The 17,192-nt window shown below is 67.5% G+C and carries 16 protein-coding genes; 13 read left to right on the forward strand and 3 right to left on the reverse strand.

Going from position 1 to position 17,192, the window contains the following annotated elements:
* The first annotated feature begins 100 nt into the window (after window positions 1–100).
* From dnaN to gyrB, 6 genes are all read left to right on the forward strand, one after another.
* Window positions 101–1,219, forward strand: coding sequence for a DNA polymerase III subunit beta (gene dnaN / locus FOA17_RS12485; protein WP_149141820.1), 1,119 nt, complete (start codon window positions 101–103; stop codon window positions 1,217–1,219).
* A gap of 83 nt (window positions 1,220–1,302) precedes the next feature.
* A complete protein-coding gene (gene recF, locus FOA17_RS12490) occupies window positions 1,303–2,400 on the forward strand; it encodes a DNA replication/repair protein RecF (protein ID WP_149141821.1) in 1,098 nt (365 codons plus the stop codon).
* Window positions 2,397–2,822: a VOC family protein gene (locus FOA17_RS12495; RefSeq protein WP_149141822.1), complete on the forward strand. Its 426-nt coding sequence runs from the start codon at window positions 2,397–2,399 to the stop codon at window positions 2,820–2,822. The genes recF and FOA17_RS12495 overlap by 4 nt, the downstream gene beginning before the upstream one ends.
* Window positions 2,812–3,000 carry a hypothetical protein gene (locus FOA17_RS12500; RefSeq protein WP_149141823.1) on the forward strand — a complete coding sequence of 63 codons (189 nt, stop codon included), beginning with the start codon at window positions 2,812–2,814 and terminating at the stop codon, window positions 2,998–3,000. The genes FOA17_RS12495 and FOA17_RS12500 overlap by 11 nt, the downstream gene beginning before the upstream one ends.
* On the forward strand, window positions 2,997–3,617 hold the full coding sequence (locus FOA17_RS12505) for a LysE family translocator (RefSeq protein WP_149141824.1): 621 nt from the start codon (window positions 2,997–2,999) through the stop codon (window positions 3,615–3,617). Before FOA17_RS12500 ends, FOA17_RS12505 begins: the two co-directional genes overlap by 4 nt.
* Before the next feature lie 81 nt (window positions 3,618–3,698).
* Complete coding sequence (gyrB, locus tag FOA17_RS12510; protein ID WP_149141825.1) at window positions 3,699–6,149, forward strand: DNA topoisomerase (ATP-hydrolyzing) subunit B; 2,451 nt, start codon at window positions 3,699–3,701, stop codon at window positions 6,147–6,149.
* A gap of 17 nt (window positions 6,150–6,166) precedes the next feature.
* On the opposite strand, the gene FOA17_RS12515 is transcribed toward gyrB, so the two are convergent.
* Window positions 6,167–7,201, reverse strand: a complete 1,035-nt coding sequence (locus FOA17_RS12515; protein WP_162528251.1) for a phosphatase PAP2 family protein — start codon at window positions 7,199–7,201, stop codon at window positions 6,167–6,169.
* A gap of 115 nt (window positions 7,202–7,316) precedes the next feature.
* Here FOA17_RS12515 and serB point away from each other — a divergent pair, with 115 nt between their 5' ends.
* From serB to FOA17_RS12545, 6 genes are all read left to right on the forward strand, one after another.
* The gene (gene serB, locus FOA17_RS12520; RefSeq protein ID WP_149141827.1) at window positions 7,317–8,192 is read left to right on the forward strand and encodes a phosphoserine phosphatase SerB; all 876 of its coding nucleotides are present in this window, start codon (window positions 7,317–7,319) and stop codon (window positions 8,190–8,192) included.
* Window positions 8,189–8,668, forward strand: a complete 480-nt coding sequence (locus tag FOA17_RS12525) for a GNAT family N-acetyltransferase (RefSeq protein WP_149141828.1) — start codon at window positions 8,189–8,191, stop codon at window positions 8,666–8,668. The genes serB and FOA17_RS12525 overlap by 4 nt, the downstream gene beginning before the upstream one ends.
* Window positions 8,668–9,426, forward strand: coding sequence for a TSUP family transporter (locus tag FOA17_RS12530; protein ID WP_149141829.1), 759 nt, complete (start codon window positions 8,668–8,670; stop codon window positions 9,424–9,426). Before FOA17_RS12525 ends, FOA17_RS12530 begins: the two co-directional genes overlap by 1 nt.
* Window positions 9,427–9,497: 71 nt before the next feature.
* Window positions 9,498–10,415, forward strand: a complete 918-nt coding sequence (locus FOA17_RS12535; protein WP_149141830.1) for a hypothetical protein — start codon at window positions 9,498–9,500, stop codon at window positions 10,413–10,415.
* A gap of 12 nt (window positions 10,416–10,427) precedes the next feature.
* Entirely contained in the window at window positions 10,428–12,863 is a 2,436-nt protein-coding gene (locus FOA17_RS12540; RefSeq protein WP_149141831.1) for a hypothetical protein, read from the forward strand.
* Window positions 12,857–13,681, forward strand: a complete 825-nt coding sequence (locus tag FOA17_RS12545; protein WP_149141832.1) for a glycosyltransferase family 2 protein — start codon at window positions 12,857–12,859, stop codon at window positions 13,679–13,681. Before FOA17_RS12540 ends, FOA17_RS12545 begins: the two co-directional genes overlap by 7 nt.
* Before the next feature lie 94 nt (window positions 13,682–13,775).
* On the opposite strand, the gene FOA17_RS12550 is transcribed toward FOA17_RS12545, so the two are convergent.
* Together FOA17_RS12550 and FOA17_RS12555 are read right to left on the reverse strand one after the other, a co-directional pair.
* Window positions 13,776–14,552 carry a glycosyltransferase family protein gene (locus tag FOA17_RS12550; RefSeq protein WP_149141833.1) on the reverse strand — a complete coding sequence of 259 codons (777 nt, stop codon included), beginning with the start codon at window positions 14,550–14,552 and terminating at the stop codon, window positions 13,776–13,778.
* Window positions 14,552–15,742, reverse strand: coding sequence for a glycosyltransferase (locus tag FOA17_RS12555; protein ID WP_149141834.1), 1,191 nt, complete (start codon window positions 15,740–15,742; stop codon window positions 14,552–14,554). Before FOA17_RS12555 ends, FOA17_RS12550 begins: the two co-directional genes overlap by 1 nt.
* Window positions 15,743–15,856: 114 nt before the next feature.
* On the opposite strand from FOA17_RS12555, the gene FOA17_RS12560 reads away from it, so the two are divergent.
* The gene (locus FOA17_RS12560; protein WP_149141835.1) at window positions 15,857–17,191 is read left to right on the forward strand and encodes an oligosaccharide flippase family protein; all 1,335 of its coding nucleotides are present in this window, start codon (window positions 15,857–15,859) and stop codon (window positions 17,189–17,191) included.
* The last annotated feature ends 1 nt before the right edge of the window (window position 17,192 follow it).

The raw sequence follows: 17,192 nt of genomic DNA on the forward strand, positions 1-17,192 counted from the left end.
TTGACGCCCCCGACAATCCGGCGGAATGTCGCCAAAACTGCTTGAGAACCGGCGGGAACCGGGCCTATTTTGGTGTCCCGCAAGAAATAGGGTGACAGGGATGAAGATCAGCATTGAACGCGGCACGCTTCTGAAGGCCGTGGGTCAGGCGCAATCGGTGGTGGAGCGTCGCAACACGATCCCGATTCTGGCCAATGTGCTGATCGAGGCCGAGGGCGCGAATGTCAGCTTCCGCGCCACCGATCTGGATATCGAGGTGGTCGACAAGGCCGCCGCCATGGTGGAACGCCCCGGCGCCACCACGGTTTCGGCGGTGATGCTGCATGAGATCGTGCGCAAGCTGCCCGATGGCGCGCTGGTCACGCTGAGCGAGGATGCCGCGGCGGGGCGGCTGACCGTGATGGCGGGGCGTTCGACCTTCAATCTGGCGACGCTGCCGAAGGAAGATTTCCCGGTCATGGCCTCGTCGGAATATACCACCAATTTTGGCGCCCCGGCGCCGGTGCTGCGCCGGCTGTTCGACAAGGCGAAATTCGCCATCTCCACCGAGGAGACGCGCTATTACCTGAACGGCGTCTACATGCATGTCTCGACCGGCGAAGATGGCCCGGTGCTGCGCTGCGTGGCGACCGACGGGCACCGCCTTGCGCGGATTGACGCGCCGCTGCCCGAGGGGGCGCAGGGCATGCCGGGTGTGATCGTGCCGCGCAAGACGGTGAACGAACTGCGCAAGCTGCTGGACGATGACGAGGCGCAGATCGCCGTTTCTGTCAGCGAGACCAAGGTGCGCTTTGCCACGCCGACCATCACGCTGACCTCCAAGGTCATTGACGGCACCTTCCCCGATTACACCCGCGTCATCCCGATGAACAACACGCGGCGGCTGGAGGTCGATGCCTCGGATTTCGCCAAGGCGGTGGACCGGGTGGCGACCGTGTCATCGGAACGGTCGCGCGCGGTGAAGCTGAGCCTCGACGAGGACCGGCTGGTCCTGTCGGTCAATGCCCCCGACAGTGGCGCCGCCGAGGAAGAACTGGCCGTGGCCTATGGCGACGAGCGGCTGGAGATCGGGTTCAACGCGAAATACCTGCTGGAAATCGCGAGCCAGGTGGACCGCGAGAATGCGGTCTTCCTGTTCAACTCCTCGGGCGATCCGACGCTGATGCGCGAGGGCAATGACAGTTCGGCGGTCTATGTCGTGATGCCGATGCGTGTCTGACGACGCGCGGGCGGTGTGACCCGGGGGCTTTGCGCCCCCGGACCCCCGCAGAGTATTTGCACAAGAAGCAAAGGAAGCCGGGAGTGGCCGGGCTGGCGATCCTGTCCTTGCAGCTGTCGCATTTCCGCAGCCATCAGGCGGCGCGGCTGGTGTTTGACGGCCGGCCGGTGGCGCTTGTCGGTGCGAACGGGGCGGGCAAGACCAATATCCTGGAGGCGGTGTCGCTTTTGTCGCCGGGGCGGGGATTGCGGCGCGCGGCGGCCGAGGATCTGGCGCGACGGCCAGAGGCGATCGGCTGGAAGGTCGGCGCGACCGTGGCGGGGCTGAGCGCGGCGCATGAGCTGGAGACCTGGGCCGAGGCCGGGGCAGCGCGGCAGGTGCGTATCGACGGCAAGGCCGCGCCGCAGGTGGCGCTGGCGCGGGTGTTGCGCATGGTCTGGCTGGTGCCCAGTATGGACCGGTTGTGGATCGAGGCGGCCGAGGGGCGGCGGCGGTTTCTGGATCGCACGGTGCTGAGCTTTGTGCCCGATCATGCCGAGGCGGTGCTGGCCTATGAAAAGGCGATGCGAGAGCGCAACCGGCTGCTGAAGGACGGGGTGGCAGATGCCTTCTGGTATGGCGCGCTGGAGGCACAGATGGCGCAGGCCGGCGCGGCGATCCGGCGCAATCGCGAACTGGCGGTGGCGCGGTTGATGGCGGCGCAGGAGGGGGCGGAGACCGCCTTCCCGCGCGCGGGGCTGGCGATCACCGAGGCCGAGCCCTGGGGCGAGGATCTGGCGCTGGCGCTGGCCGAGGGGCGTCGGCGCGATCTGGCGGCGGGGCGCACGCTGGTCGGGCCGCATCGCGCCGATCTGGCGGCGGTCTTTGAGGCCAAGGGCGTGGCGGCGGATCAATGTTCCACCGGCGAGCAGAAGGCATTGCTGATCAGCCTGATCCTGGCCAATGCCCGTGCCTTGGCTGCCGATCTGGGCCGGCCGCCGATCCTGTTGCTGGATGAGGTGGCGGCGCATCTCGATATGGACCGGCGCGCGGCATTGTATGATGCGCTATGTGCCCTGGGGGCGCAGGCGATCATGACCGGCACCGAGCCGGGCCTGTTTGACAGTCTGGGCGCGCGGGCGCAGCGGATTCGTGTAACGGATGAGGCGGGCCGGTCGGCCCTGCAAGCGGAGGCACCATGACCCCTCAACGTGTGACCCTGATCACGCTTGGCGTGGCCGATCTGGCAGCAGCCAAGGCGTTTTACGCGCGGCTGGGCTGGCAGGAGCATGGCGCCCAGGAAGGTGTGGGCTTCTATCAGATGAACGGCCTGGTGCTGGCGCTGTTCGGGCGGGCCGATCTGGCGGCCGATCAGGGCAGGCCCGGGGCCGAACTGGGCTGTGGCGCCGTCACGCTGGCGCAGAATTTCGCGACCGAGGCCGAGGTGGATGCCGCCTTTGACGCGGCGCTGGCGGCGGGGGCGAGCGCGCTCAAGCGGCCGGAAAAGGTGTTCTGGGGTGGTTACAGCGGCTATTGGGCCGATCCCGACGGCCATGTGTGGGAGGTCGCGATGAACCCTTTCTGGCCGCTGGCCGAGGATGGCAGCCTGTGGCTTGCGCCGTGACGGCGATCCGGGCGAGAGGGGGCAAGGCGAGGCCACCGACCCGGCGGTGGATGCGCTGATGGCCGGCGAATTGCAGGCGGTGCAGGATTGGCTTTCCAACCCCCGCGCCACGGATTATCCCGATCACCGGGCGGCGGCCCACCGGCTGCATTGCGATCTGACGAGGCGTTTCGGATGAATGTCACCTTCTGGCAGTTGCTGGTCTATGCCGGGGGCATGGCGGCGCTCTGGGCGGTTCCCGGCCCGGTCTGGGTGGCGTTGCTGGCGCGGGCCTTGTCGGGCGGGTTCCGGGCGGCCTGGCCCTTGGCCGTGGGCGTGGCGCTTGGCGATCTGTTCTGGCCGCTGACCGCCATTCTGGGGCTGAGCTGGATCCATTCGGTCTATGGCGATGTGCTGGGCATGCTTCGCTGGGTGGCGGCGGCGGTGTTTCTGGTGATGGGGGTGCTGCTGATCCGCAGCAAGCCGCGCCCCCCGGGCAGCGACAGCCGACTGACGCGGCCGGGGCTTTGGGCGGGCTTCTCGGTCGGGCTGGCGGCGGTGATCGGCAATCCGAAGGCGATCCTGTTCTATATGGGCGCCTTGCCGGGCTTCTTTGATCTGGCGCGGCTGACATTGCCCGACATCGTGGCGATCATTCTTGTCTCCGCGCTGGTGCCGATGGCGGGAAACCTTGCATTGGCGCTGTTTCTGGATCGCGCGCGGCGGCTTCTGTCCACGCCCGAGAATATTCACCGGCTCAACCTTGCTTCGGGGGTGATGCTGATCGCCGTGGCCTGCGTGATCCCGTTCCTCTGACCCCCAAATCTTGTGGGGCAGGGGTGACATTCCCCGCCCCAACCGCTATAAATCGCGGGCAATTCGAAGGGTGCAGAGCATATGGCCGAAGCCGCGAAGAAGGCCGCCGAATACGGCGCCGATTCCATCAAGGTTCTCAAGGGGTTGGAGGCTGTTCGCAAGCGGCCTGGCATGTATATCGGTGACACCGACGATGGCAGCGGCCTGCACCACATGGTCTATGAGGTGGTCGATAACGGCATCGACGAGGCGCTGGCCGGCCATGCCGATTATGTGCAGGTGAAAATCCACGCCGATGACAGCGTTTCGGTGCGTGACAACGGGCGTGGCATTCCGGTCGATATCCACCCGGAGGAGGGCGTTTCGGCGGCCGAGGTCATCATGACCCAGCTTCATGCCGGCGGCAAATTCAACAACACCGATGACAGCGGCAATGCCTACAAGGTGTCGGGCGGCCTGCATGGCGTGGGCGTTTCGGTGGTGAATGCGCTGTCGGAATGGCTGGAACTGACGGTCTGGCGCAATGACCGCGAATATCGCGCCCGGTTCGAATTCGGCGAATGCGTGGTGCATGTGCATGATGTGGGGCCGGCGCCCGGTCAGCGCGGCACCGAGGTGCGTTTCCTGGCCAGCGCCAAGACGAACCGGCCCGATGGCACCTTTTCCAACCTGGATTACAGCTTCAAGACGCTGGAAACCCGGTTGCGGGAACTGGCTTTCCTGAACTCTGGCGTGCGGATCCTCATCGAGGATGACCGCCATGCCGAGCCGGTGAAGACCGAGCTGTTCTATGAGGGCGGCGTCAAGGAATTCGTGAAATATCTCGATCGTTCCAAGACCTCGGTCATGGCGGAGCCGATCTATATGGTGGGCGAGCGCGGCGGCATCGGGGTCGAGGTCGCGATGTGGTGGAATGACAGCTATCATGAATCGGTGCTGCCCTTCACCAACAACATCCCGCAGCGTGACGGTGGCACCCATATGGCGGGCTTTCGCGGTGCGCTGACCCGCACGATCACGAAATATGCCCAGGACAGCGGTATCGCCAAGCGTGAGAAGGTGGATTTCACCGGCGACGACGCGCGCGAGGGTCTGACCTGTGTCCTGTCGGTCAAGGTGCCGGACCCGAAATTCTCCAGCCAGACCAAGGACAAGCTGGTCTCGTCAGAGGTGCGACCGGCGGTCGAGAATCTGGTGAATGAAAAGCTGGCCGAGTGGTTCGAGGAAAACCCCGCCCAGGCCAAGATCATCGTCGGCAAGATCATCGAGGCCGCGCTGGCCCGCGAGGCCGCCCGCAAGGCGCGCGAGCTGACCCGGCGCAAGACGGCGATGGATGTCGCCTCGCTGCCCGGCAAGCTGGCGGATTGTCAGGAAAAAGACCCCGCGCTTTCGGAACTGTTCATCGTCGAGGGTGACAGCGCCGGCGGGTCGGCCAAACAGGGCCGGTCGCGCAAGCAACAGGCCGTGCTGCCGCTGCGCGGCAAGATCCTGAACGTGGAGCGCGCGCGTTTCGACCGGATGCTGTCTTCGGAAACCGTGGGCACGCTGATCACCGCGCTTGGCACCGGGATCGGGCGCGACGAGTTCGACATCAACAAGCTGCGTTACCACAAGATCGTCATCATGACCGATGCCGATGTGGATGGCGCGCATATCCGCACGCTGTTGCTGACCTTCTTTTACCGGCAGATGCCGGAGATCATCGACGGCGGTTACCTCTATATCGCGCAGCCGCCGCTCTATAAGGTTTCGCGTGGGAAATCAGAGGTTTACCTGAAAGATCAGGCTGCGTTCGAGGACTATCTGATCCAGCAGGGCATCGAGGGGGCGGTGCTGCGCCTGGGCGACGGGCAAGAGGTGGCCGGCGCCGATCTGCAACGCATCGTCGAGGGCGCGCGCGCCTTCCGCCGGGTGCTGGAGGCGTTTCCGACGCATTATCCGCGCAACATCCTGGAACAGGCCGCGCTGGCCGGGGCCTTTGATCAGGGCCGCGCGGATGCCGATCTGCAACTGGTGGCCGATACGGTCGCGCGGCGGCTGGATGGCGTGGCGGTCGAATATGAACGTGGCTGGGTCGGCCGCATCACCCAGGATCATGGCATCCGGCTGAGCCGCATCCTGCGCGGCGTCGAGGAGCTGCGCACGCTGGATGGCGCGGTGCTGCGCTCGGGCGAGGCGCGCAAGCTGTCGCAGCTTTCGGGCCAGGCGAAGGATGTCTATGCCAGCGAGGCGCGGCTGGTGCGCAAGGATCGCGAACAGCCGATCCATGGCCCGACCGAATTGCTGCGGGCCATTCTGGCCGAGGGCGAAAAGGGCCTGACCCTGCAACGCTACAAGGGGCTGGGCGAGATGAACCCCGAACAGCTGTGGGAAACCACGCTCGACCCCGATGCGCGGACGCTGTTGCAGGTGCGCGTCGATGACGTGGCCGAGGCGGATGACCTGTTCACCAAGCTGATGGGCGATGTGGTGGAGCCGCGCCGCGAATTCATCCAGCAGAACGCGCTGAACGTCGAGAACCTCGATTTCTGAGGCGGTCCGCGCCCGGTTCAGGCCGGGCGCGCCCAGCCGGCGCAGGCCCGCGCCGCCAGCGGGCCCGCCACCGCCCAGGCCATGACGGCCAGCACGGCCCCGGCGATGCCATCCACCGCATAGTGCCAGCCCAGCATGACCGAGCCGATAAAGGTCGCCAGCGCAAAGACCAGCGCGGCCCCGCCCAGCCAGCGGTTCGGCCAGAGCAGAAAGACCCAGAGCCAGGCCACCAGATTATGCATGCTCGGCATGGCCGAGATGCCGGAAATCGGTCCGTCCCAGTTCTGGAAATTGCGCCAGAACAGCGCCTGCATTCGCACCGACCAGTCAAACCCCGTCCGCCCGGCCGAGGCGTCCAGATGCGCCATCAGCGGCGCAAAGCTGTCATCGCCCAGCACCTGCTGGTAAAAGCAGGGCCCGGCCGAAGAAAAGACCGCCGCCAACAGATTTCCCGCCACCGCGAAGGACAGGATGAAGGCGATCAGGTAGCGTATCCGCCGCAGGTGGTGGCGGCTGAACATCAGCCAGGTGATCGACAGGATCAGGCAGACCAGCCAGGCCGGATAGATCAGGTTCAGCGCCGCCAGCATCCGGTCGCCCCCAAAGACCGGCAGCAGCCATTCATAGGGGTCACGCCCGGCAAAGATCAGCCGGTCCAGATCGCGAAACGGCTGGTCATGGGTAAAGGGCCGCAGCAGCGGGATCGACACCTTGACCGAGCCGAAGATGCTCAGCGATGCGGTGACGGCGACCAGGGTGACGATCGCATGGGCGCCGGTGGCCCGCGTCACCAGCCAGTCGCGCCCCTGCCGGGCCACCAGGCGCAGCGGATTCGGCGCGCGGTTCCACAGGGCGCGGAGCGTCTGCACCACCGTTGCCAGGATCAGCACCATGAGCGAAAGGGTCAGGGCCGACGTGGCATAAAACGCGCCGGTGTCGATATAGGGCCATGCGCCGGCCCGCAGAAAGGCCGCCGTGGCCAGCGCGAGATGCAGCGCAAGCAGGGCAAAGGCGGCGGCATAGCCCCGCAAAAGGCTGGTCAGTGCTGGCATGCGCCCCCTGTCATGATCCCCGCCGGGCGGCGGCCCGGTGCGGGGCTGGCATCCTTGCGGGAATTCCCCTATTCCAGCCACAGATTGCCGCAGCGTGAAAGACCGAAGTGCCGCCATGTTCACCGTGACCCTTCTGACCGATCCCGAAACCCCGGTGCTGGACCGCGCCACGGCCGAGACGCTGCGCAATGCCTGGGGCGGCGGCGCCTTGCGCTGGCTTGACCCGGGGGTCGCGGCGGAATTCGACATGCCCGCGCTGCCGGAAAACCGCTGGCAGGTCTGGGAGGACATGCAGGCGCTGCGCGTCGATCTGGTGGTGCAGCCGACCGAGGGGCGACGCAAGCGCCTGCTGCTGGCCGATATGGACAGCACGATGATCCGGCAGGAATGCATCGACGAGCTGGCCGACGAGGCCGGCGTGGGCGCCTATGTCGCCGATATCACCGCGCGCGCCATGAATGGCGAGCTGGATTTCGAGGCCGCGCTGAAGGAAAGGGTCGGGCTGCTCAAGGGCCTGCCCGAGGCGGTGATCGAACGGGTCTATCGCGACCGCATCACCTTCATGCCCGGGGGCAAGGCGCTTCTGGCGACGATGAAGGCGCAGGGCGGCTATGCGGCGCTGGTTTCGGGCGGGTTCACCGCCTTTACCGCACGGGTGGCGGCAGCGCTTGGCTTTGACGAGAACCGCGCCAATACGCTCTTGGCTGAGGGCGGGGCGCTGACCGGCGCGGTCGGCCTGCCGATCCTGGGCAAGCAGGCCAAGCTGGACGCGCTGGAGGAAATCGCGGCGCGGCTGGGTCTCGACATGGCGCAGACCATGGCGGTTGGCGATGGTGCCAATGATCTGGCGATGCTGAACCGGGCCGGGGCGGGGGTGGCGCTGCATGCGAAACCTTCGGTCGCGGCGCAATGCGATATCCGCATCAACCATGGTGATCTGACCGCGCTCCTGTTCATCCAGGGCTATGCGCGCGAGGAGTTCGCGGCGTGATCCTGCGCCCGGCAACCCGCGCCGATGCGGCGGCAATGACGGCGCTGCTGAACCGCATCATCGCCATCGGCGGCACAACGGCGCATGAGCAGCCGTTTTCCGAGGCGGCGGTGATCGCGCATTACATCGAAGGCGATGAGCCGATCTGTTGCCATGTGGCCGAGGATCCGGCGGGCCTGATCGGGTTCCAGTGCGTCGGGAACAATGCCGCGCTGCCAACAGGCTGGGGCGATATCGGCACCTTTGTCGATCCGTCGCGGCAGCGCAGCGGGGCCGGGGCGGCGCTGTTTGCCGCCACCGTGCCGACCGCCCGGGCGGCGGGTCTGCGGGTGCTGAACGCCACGATCCGGGCCGACAACCGGCCGGGCCTGGGCTATTACGCCCGGCGTGGTTTTGTCGATTATACCGAAGACCCTGATTTTAGACTAAAATCAGGGGCACGGGTCGGGCGGGTGTCGCGCAGGTTCGATCTGTGATGTTCGAGGTCTCTTACGATCTGGCGGCGATGTTGATCGCGGCGGCCTTTGCGGCGGGGTTTGTCGATTCCATTGCCGGGGGCGGCGGGCTGATCACCTTGCCGGCGCTCTTGCTGGCGGGGGCCAATCCGGTGCAGGCGCTTTCGACCAACAAGGTGCAGGGCAGTTTCGGCGCGGCGACGGCGGCGTTTTCCTATGCAAGGGCCGGGCATGTGGATGTGCGGCGCCAGATCGGCGCGGCCGCAATCGCCTGTGCGGCCTCTTGCGCCGGGGCCTTGCTGGTGTCCTGGTTGCCGACCGAGCTGCTGCGCATGGGGTTGCCGGTGCTGCTGATCGGTATCGCCCTGTTCTTTGCGCTGAAACCGGGGCTGAGCGACGAGGATCGCGTGGCCCGGGTCAGCCCGGCGGTCTTTGCGGCGACGGTGGTGCCCTTTGTCGGCTTCTATGATGGCTTGCTGGGGCCGGGCGCGGGCGCGTTCTACATGATCGGTTTCGTGCTGGTCGCGGGATATGGCGTGCTGAAGGCCACGGCGCATACCAAGTTCCTCAATTTTGCGTCGAATGTCGGTAGCCTTGCGGTCTTTGCCATGCAGGGGGCGCCCTGGTGGGCGATCGGGCTGGCCATGGGCGCGGCGCAGGTGGCCGGTGCGCGCATCGGGTCGCGGTTGGCGATGCGGATCGGCGCGCGGATCATCAAGCCCCTGCTGGTGTTCAGCGCTTCAGCCTTGGCGCTGCGGTTGATCTGGCAGATGTGGTAAACCGGCGCGGCGGGGCTTGTCAGGCCCGGCTTTTGCCGTGACACCAGAGGGAGCGAACCTGGCGGGGTGCCATGCGTCTGATTGTTCTTCTGCTGTTGATGGGGCTGGCCGCTGCGCTGGTCTGGCGGTTTGCGCCGGCGCGCAGCCTGGGCGAGGCGGCCTTTGCCGCGCGCTATGCCAACCCACCCGCGCCACGCCGACCGGCGGCAGTCTATCATCTGGGGCACAGTCTGGTGGGCCGCGACATGCCGGCGATGCTCGCACAGCTGATGGGCAACCGCTTTCACAGCCAGTTGGGTTGGGGGGCCTCTCTGCGGGATCATTGGCGCGACGAGGTGCCCGGCTTTGCCGAGGAAAACCGCCCGCCCGCCTTTCGCCCGGTGCGCGAGGCTCTGGCCTCGGGCGCGTATGACGCGCTGATCCTGACCGAGATGGTGGAGCTGAAAGACGCCATCCGCTATCACGACAGCGCCCGGTCTCTGGCGCTTTGGGCCGATCTGGCGCGGCAGGGACGCCCGGATATCCGGGTGTATCTCTATGAGACCTGGCACCGGCTGGATGACCCCGCCGGGTGGGAGGCGCGGATCGCCGCCGATCTGCCCGCCCTGTGGGAGGGCGCGGTGCTGCGTCCGGCGCTGGCGCGGGGCGATGCGACGATCCATGTCATTCCGGCCGGGCAGGTGCTGGCGGCGCTGGTGGCGCGGATCGAGGCGGGCGCGGTGCCGGGGCTGACGCGGCGCGCGCAGCTGTTCGGGCGCGATGCGGAGGGGCTGTCCGACCCGATCCATCTGTCGGATCTGGGGAATTACGTCGTGGCGCTGACCCATTTCGCGACGCTGACCGGGGAAAGCCCGCTGGGCCTGCCGCATCGTCTGCGGCGTGCCGATGGCAGCCCGGCTGACGCCCCCACGCCCGAGGCCGCGCGGATCATGCAGGAGGTGGTCTGGCAGGTGGTGACCGGCTATGCTCCCTCTGGTGTGCGGCGGTAAGGGGTCTGGTTCATGTCGATCTTCGCGGTTCTGGCGGAAATCCTGTTCGTGGGCCACAGCCTTGTCGGGCCGGATCTGGCGCCGATGGTGCAGGCTGGGTTGGCCGCGCAGGGGCAAGAGGCGGTGGTCGAGGCGCAGGTGATCAACGGCGCGCCGCTGGCCTATCAATGGGATCACGCGGCCGAGGCCGAGGCCGAGGGCGTGGATGGCAAGGCGCGGTTGGGCAGCGGCGCGGTTGGCACGCTGATCCTGACCGAGGCGATTCCGCTGGCAGGCGCGATCGAATGGAATGACAGCGCCGGGCAGGTGGCGAAATGGGCGGGGCTGGCCTGGTCGGCCAATCCGCAGACACAGGTTCTGATCTATGAGACCTGGCACAGCCTGAAATCCGGCACCGGCGCGGTGGTGGAACATGATCCGGGCGCCGACATCCCCTGGGCCGACCGGATCGCGGCCGATCGCGCGGCGTGGCAATCGCTGGCCTCTGCCGCCGAGGCGCTGCGCCCGCCTGAGGCGCCGCCCACCCGCATCGTGCCCGCCGGGCAGGCCATGGCACTGGCGGCACGGGCGGCGGCGGCGGGCGAATTGCCGGGGGTCGCGCGGATCGAGGATCTGTTCGCCGATGACATTCATCCCAATGCCAAGGGGCTTTATCTGGTGGCGGCGACGCATGTCGCCGCGCTGACCGGGCAAAGCCCCGAAGGCTTGCCCGCGCGGCTGGGGCGCAGCTGGCAAAACCGCGAGGCGCGGATCAGCCCCGAACTGGCGCTGGCGCTGCAACGCATTGCCTGGCAGGCGGCGCAGGGTCAGCAGGAACAGGTGGTGCCCGCCCCGGCGCCCTTGCCGAATGCCGCGCCCCCGCCCGCCGCGCCAGCCTTGACGGCGCTGCACAATCCGGCGCTGGCCTTTGGTCTGGCGGGGGTGAATGACTGGTCGGTGCAGCAGCCCTTTCTGGATGTGATGAAGACCGCCCGGCCCTGGACCGCCCATATCGGCGATCAATGGGGCGGCATGGATGAGGCGGCGCTGGCGCGTGACGGCTGGCTGGACGGCAATGGCTGGCCGAATGCCATTCCGCCGGGGATCAATGGCATTTCCACGCTGGTTCTGACCGATCTGCCCCCCGATGCCGCCGGGGTGGCGGGGCATTACCTGATGCGCTGGAAGGGGCGCGGCCAGCCCGAGATCAGCGGCCGCGCCACCGCCATCGCGCCCGAGGGCGGCGGCCTTGGGTTTGACTACAGCCCCGGCGAGGGCGCGGTGATCGTGACGCTGCGCGCGGTCGATCTGGCCGACCCGATCCGCGACATCACGCTGGTCCGGGCCGACCGGGCCGCCGCGCTGGATGCGGGGGAGCTGTTCAACCCCGACTGGCTGGCGCGCCTGCGCGGGGCGCGGATGATCCGCTTCATGGACTGGATGATGACCAATGATTCCACGCTGGGCACGGTGGAAGACAGCCCCAAGCTGGCGGATTACACCTGGGCGCGCAATGGTGTGCCGGTGGAGGTGATGGTCGCGCTGGCCAATGAGCTGGAGGCCGAGCCCTGGTTCACCCTGCCGCATCTGGCCGATGACGATCTGGCGCGGTTCTACGCCGAAACCGTGCATGATCTGCTGAAGCCCGGCCTGCGCGCCTGGGTCGAATATTCCAACGAGGTCTGGAACTGGCAATTCGCGCAGGCCCGCTGGGCCGAGGAACAGGGCAAGGTGCGGTGGAAACAGGATGGCACCTGGACGCAGTTCTATGCGCTGCGCGCCTCGGAGATCGCGGCAATCTGGGCCGAGGTCTTTCGCGACCGGCCCGAGGGGCTGGTGCGGGTGCTGGCCACGCAGACCGGCGGGCTTGGCGCCGAAACCGCCATTCTGGACGCGCCGCTGGTGGTGGCCGAGGGGCGGCCGGCACCGAAGACCGGCTTTGATGCCTGGGCGGTGACCGGCTATTTCGCGGCGCTTCTGGGCAGCGAGGCCAAGGCGCCGATGCTGCATGACTGGCTGGCCGAAAGCGCCGCGGCCGATCCCGCCCGGCCCTATGCGCTGGCCAATGCCCGCGCGGCCGAGGAATTGCGCGATGGCCGCCATTCCGGCCTGACCGAGGATACGTTGCAGGATGTGCTGACCCGCGTCCTGCCCTATCAGGCCGAGGTGGCGCGCAAGGCGGGTCTGCGGCTGGTGATGTATGAGGGCGGCAGTCATGTCGTGGGCTATGGTCCGATCGTGGAGGATGCCGCGCTGACCGCGTTTTTCACCCAGTTGAATTACAGCCCGGAGATGGGCGCGCTTTACCGGGATCTGCTGGCCGGCTGGGCGCGGCTGAGCGATGCGCCGTTCAACGCCTTTGTCGATATCTATACGCCGGGCAAATGGGGAAGCTGGGGCGCGCTGCGGCATCTGGGGGATGAAAATCCGCGCTGGCAGGCGCTGGCCGAAGGGTGCGGCGCATGCTGAGCGTGATCATCCCGGCCTCGAACGAGGAGGCGTTTCTGGGCGATTGCCTGACGGCGCTGTTTGCCTCGCAGCCCGTGCCGGGCGGGGCCGAGGCGGTGGTGGTGGCCAATGGCTGCCGCGACCGCACCGCCGATCTGGCACGCAGCTTTGCCGGTGCGGCGCGGCGGGCCGGCTGGCGGCTGGAGGTGCTGGATCTGCCCAAGGGCGGCAAGCCGGGCGCGCTGAATGCCGGCGACGCGGCGGCACGGGGCGAGATGCGCGCCTATCTGGATGCCGATGTGGTGGTGACGCCGGCCCTGATGGCGCAAATCGCGGCGGCGCTGGCGACCGGGGCGCCGGTTTATGCGGCGGGGACGGCGGTCATTCCGCGCGCGCGGTCGGCGGTCACGCGGGCCTATGCGCGCTTCTGGCAACGCCTGCCCTTCGCGCGCAGCGTGGCGCCGGGCTATGGGCTGTTTGCGGTGAATGCGGCGGGGCGGGCGCGATGGGGCGATTTTCCCGCGATCATTTCCGACGATACCTTTGTGCGACTGCAATTCCGCCCGTCCGAGCGGGTGCAACTGGCCGCGACCTATGCCTGGCCGATGATCGAGGGATTTGACGGGCTGGTGCGGGTGCGGCGCCGGCAGGATGCCGGCGTGGCCGAGATCGTCGCGCGCTGGCCCGAGCTGATGGCGCATGAGGCCAAGGCGCCGCTGGGGCCGGGGCAGATCCTGGCGCTGGCGCTGCGCGACCCGGTGGGGTTTGCGGTCTATGCGGCGGTGTCGGTCGCGGTGCGGCTGCGCCGGGCCGGGCCGGGCTGGACGCGGGGGCGCTAGGGCCTGCGCGCTGCGCGCCTGGCCGGCCGCCGGAGGGGTTTTGCACCCCTCCGGACCTCCCCGCAGGATATTTTTGAACAGATGAAGGGCAGGGTCAGGGATTGGCGCCGAGATCGAGCCAGCCACAGCGGCGGGCCAGTTCCTCGACCGGGGTGGCGGTGCCGACCGACATTTCGGCACGCAGCTTGAGCGAGCGGCGCGCCATCCAGAGGTCGCGGCGCAGATGCAGGCCGGAATGGCTGATCTTGGTGATGGGGGTGCGCAGCGGCAGGCGGGTGGCCCATTTGCGCTGCATCGCGCGATAGCAGTCGCGATAATCCGGGCCGAGCGCGGCATGGAAGCGGTCATTGTGCAGGCAGGGCAGGCTGGCCGCCCAGGCGCCCAGACCGCGTGCGCGGGCCTGGGTCACGATATCGGTGCCATACATGTGCCAGCCCGGCAGATCGGTGTCGAAGCGCAGCCCCGAGGCGCGGCGCAGCACGATGACCATTTCGTCATAGCTTTGCACCGCGACCGGGACGAGCGGCACCCGTCCGATGATCTGCCCCAGCGAGGAGGACCAGACCGGCCCGTAATGCGCGCTGTCCAGCCCGACGCCGAAGGCGCCGATCAGTGCCCAGTCGGGATCCATCGCCGCGATTTCGGCGATGCGGGCGGCGAGCAGGCGATCCCAGCCTTGCGGGAAATAGACATCCTGATGGGCGAGGACCACGATATCGGCCGTCGTGGCATCAAGCGCGCGGTTATAGGCGATGGCGGCCGAGGGGGCATTCCATTCCAGGTGCAGGCGATGGTCGGCCAGCAGGGGCGAGCGCGCCAGATTGTCGGCCAGCACCGTTTCGGAATTGCAGGCGGCGGCCAGGTCGAACATCACGCGCTCCGGATCAGCTGGGCGAGCTTGGCGGCCTCGCGGTCCACGTCGTGACGGATCAGCACGCGGGCGCGCGCCGCCTGTCCCATGCGCAGCAGTCGGGCATGGGGGGTTTCGGCCAGGGTGTCGATCGCATCGGCCAGGGCCTGCACATCGCCTGCCGGCACCAGCCAGCCGGTTTCGGCGGTGACCAGTTCGGGGATGCCGGCAATGCTGGTGGCGATGACCGGGCGGCCGGCTGCCATGGCCTCCATCACCACCATGGGCAGGCCCTCGGCGAAGGAGGGCAGGATCAGGGCCTGCGCCTCGTCGAGTTCGGTCTTGATCTGGGTCTCGTCCAGCCAGCCGGTCAGGGTGACGTGGCGGCGCAGGGTCAGTTCCTCGATCATTGCCTCGATCTCGCCGCGCAATTCGCCGTCGCCGACCAGGGTCAGCCGCAGCCCCGGATGCTGGCGCGCGGCCTGGGCGACGGCCTGGATCAGCAGGGGAAAGCCCTTTTGTTCGGAAAAGCGGCCAATCGCGACAAGGCGCAGCTTTTCGGGCAGCGGCGCGGGGGTGGGAAAGTGCGCGGGTTCGATGCCGCAATGGATGACCTTGAGGCGCGGCCAGATCTCGACCGGGGTCCAGCGGCAGAGCTGGCTGCGGCCATAGCTGGAGACCGCCACGCTGAAGGCGGCGCGGCTGGATTTCTCGCCCAGCGACAGCGCGCGGGGGGCGTCGAATTCCTCGGGGCCATGCACGGTATAAGACCAGCGCGGCCCGCCCAGAATATGCGCGAGGCAGGCGACGGTCGAGGAATTGGTGCCGAAATGCGCGTGCAGGTGACGGATGCCCAGTTCGGCGCAGCGGCGGGTGATCTCTACCGCCTCGACGAAATAGAACAGATGCTTGAGCCGCAGCCGCGCCCGCGCGCCCATGCGCAGCGTGCAATCGAGCGCCGCGACCGAGCGCAACGGATGGCGCAGCAGCCAGAGCAGCGCCGACAAGAGCAACGTCAGCCGGTTGCGTTCCAGCACATGTTCGGTGATCTCGTCCTCGGCCTTGTCCTCGGCGTCCTTGAGGTTGCGCCGGTCGGAGCGCATGGCAAAGCGATGCACCTCGAAACCCAGCCGCTCCAGCGCCTGAATCTCGCGGCGGATGAAGGTGTGCGACGGCCGCGGATAGGTGTTTACAAGATAGGCAATCTTCAAGATCGGGTTCCGGCTGCAACAGGTCGTTCATATCAGCATCTTTTGACTGACAGAAGCATGTGGCCGAAGAATGGCGCGATTGACCCTTTCCCATGGCGCGCCTAGGGTCCGCGCATGACCGAGTTGCGTGCCCCGCTGTTTTCCCGTGTCCTGCGAGGCTCTGCGCTGACCGCGGGTTCCTATGCCTTTTCGCAGGCGCTGCGGCTGGCCTCGAACCTGATCCTGGCCCGCCTGCTGTTCCCCGAGGCCTTTGGCCTGATGGCGCTGGTATCGGTGTTTCTGGTGGGCCTTGCGATGTTTTCCGATGTGGGCATCGGACCGGCCATCGCGCAAAGCCCGCGCGGCGACGAGCCGGGCTTTCTGGATACGGCCTGGACGATCCAGGTGGTGCGGGGCGGGTTGCTGTGGCTGCTGACCTGCCTGATGGCCTGGCCCGCCGCCTGGTTCTATGAGGCGCCGGAGCTGTTGCACCTGCTGCCCGTGGCGGGGCTGACGCTGCTGATCGGCAGCTTCAACCCGACGCGGATCGACACGGCGAACCGGCATCTGCTGCTGGGGCGGCTGACCGCGCTGGATCTGGTGGCGCAGATCATCGGGATCATCGCCATGGTCGTGCTCGCGGCGGTGCTGCGATCGGTCTGGGCGCTGGTGATCGGTGCGCTGATCGGCAGTTTCGCCAAGCTGGTGCTGACGCATTTCGGCCTGCCCGGGGCGCGCAACCGCTTTGCCTGGGAAGGCGAGGCGGGGCGTGCGCTCATCCATTTCGGCAAGTGGATCTTTCTGTCTACCGCCTGCGGGTTCCTGCTTTCGCAGGGCGACAAGGCCATTCTGGGCGCCTATCTCGATCTGGATGAGCTGGGGGTCTATAATATCGGCTATTTCCTCGCCTCGTTTCCGGTGATGCTGGGCGGGGCGGTGACCGGGCGGATCCTGATCCCGATCTATCGCGACCACCCGCCAGCCACGAGCGCCGAGAATTTCCGCCGGATGCGGCGGCTGCGCTTTGCCCTTTCGGGCGGCATGCTGGCTATGCTGGGGGTGATGGGGCTGATCGGGCAGCCGCTGGTTGGCCTCATGTATGACGCGCGCTATGTTCATGCCGGGATCATCGTCGTGGCCATCGCGGCGGTGCAATTGCCGCAGGTGATCGGCATGACCTATGACCAGTCGGCCTTGGCCGCGGGGGATTCGCGGAACTATTTCCTGGTCATGGCGCTGCGCGCGGCCTTGCAGACCGGGTGTTTCTGGCTGGGCGCGGCGACGCATGGCCTGCTGGGCGCCTTGGCGGGGCAGTTTCTGTCCAACCTGCTGGCCCATGCGCCGATCGTCTGGCTGGCGCGGCGGCATTCGGCCTGGGATGCGCGCCATGACCTTTTGTTCGGGCTGCTCGCGGTGGTGCTGCTGGCGCTGATCCTGTGGTGGAATGCGGCGGGCTTTGGCCGGCTTTAAC

The organism is Gemmobacter caeruleus (assembly GCF_008271655.1).
GTDB lineage: Bacteria > Pseudomonadota > Alphaproteobacteria > Rhodobacterales > Rhodobacteraceae > Gemmobacter > Gemmobacter caeruleus.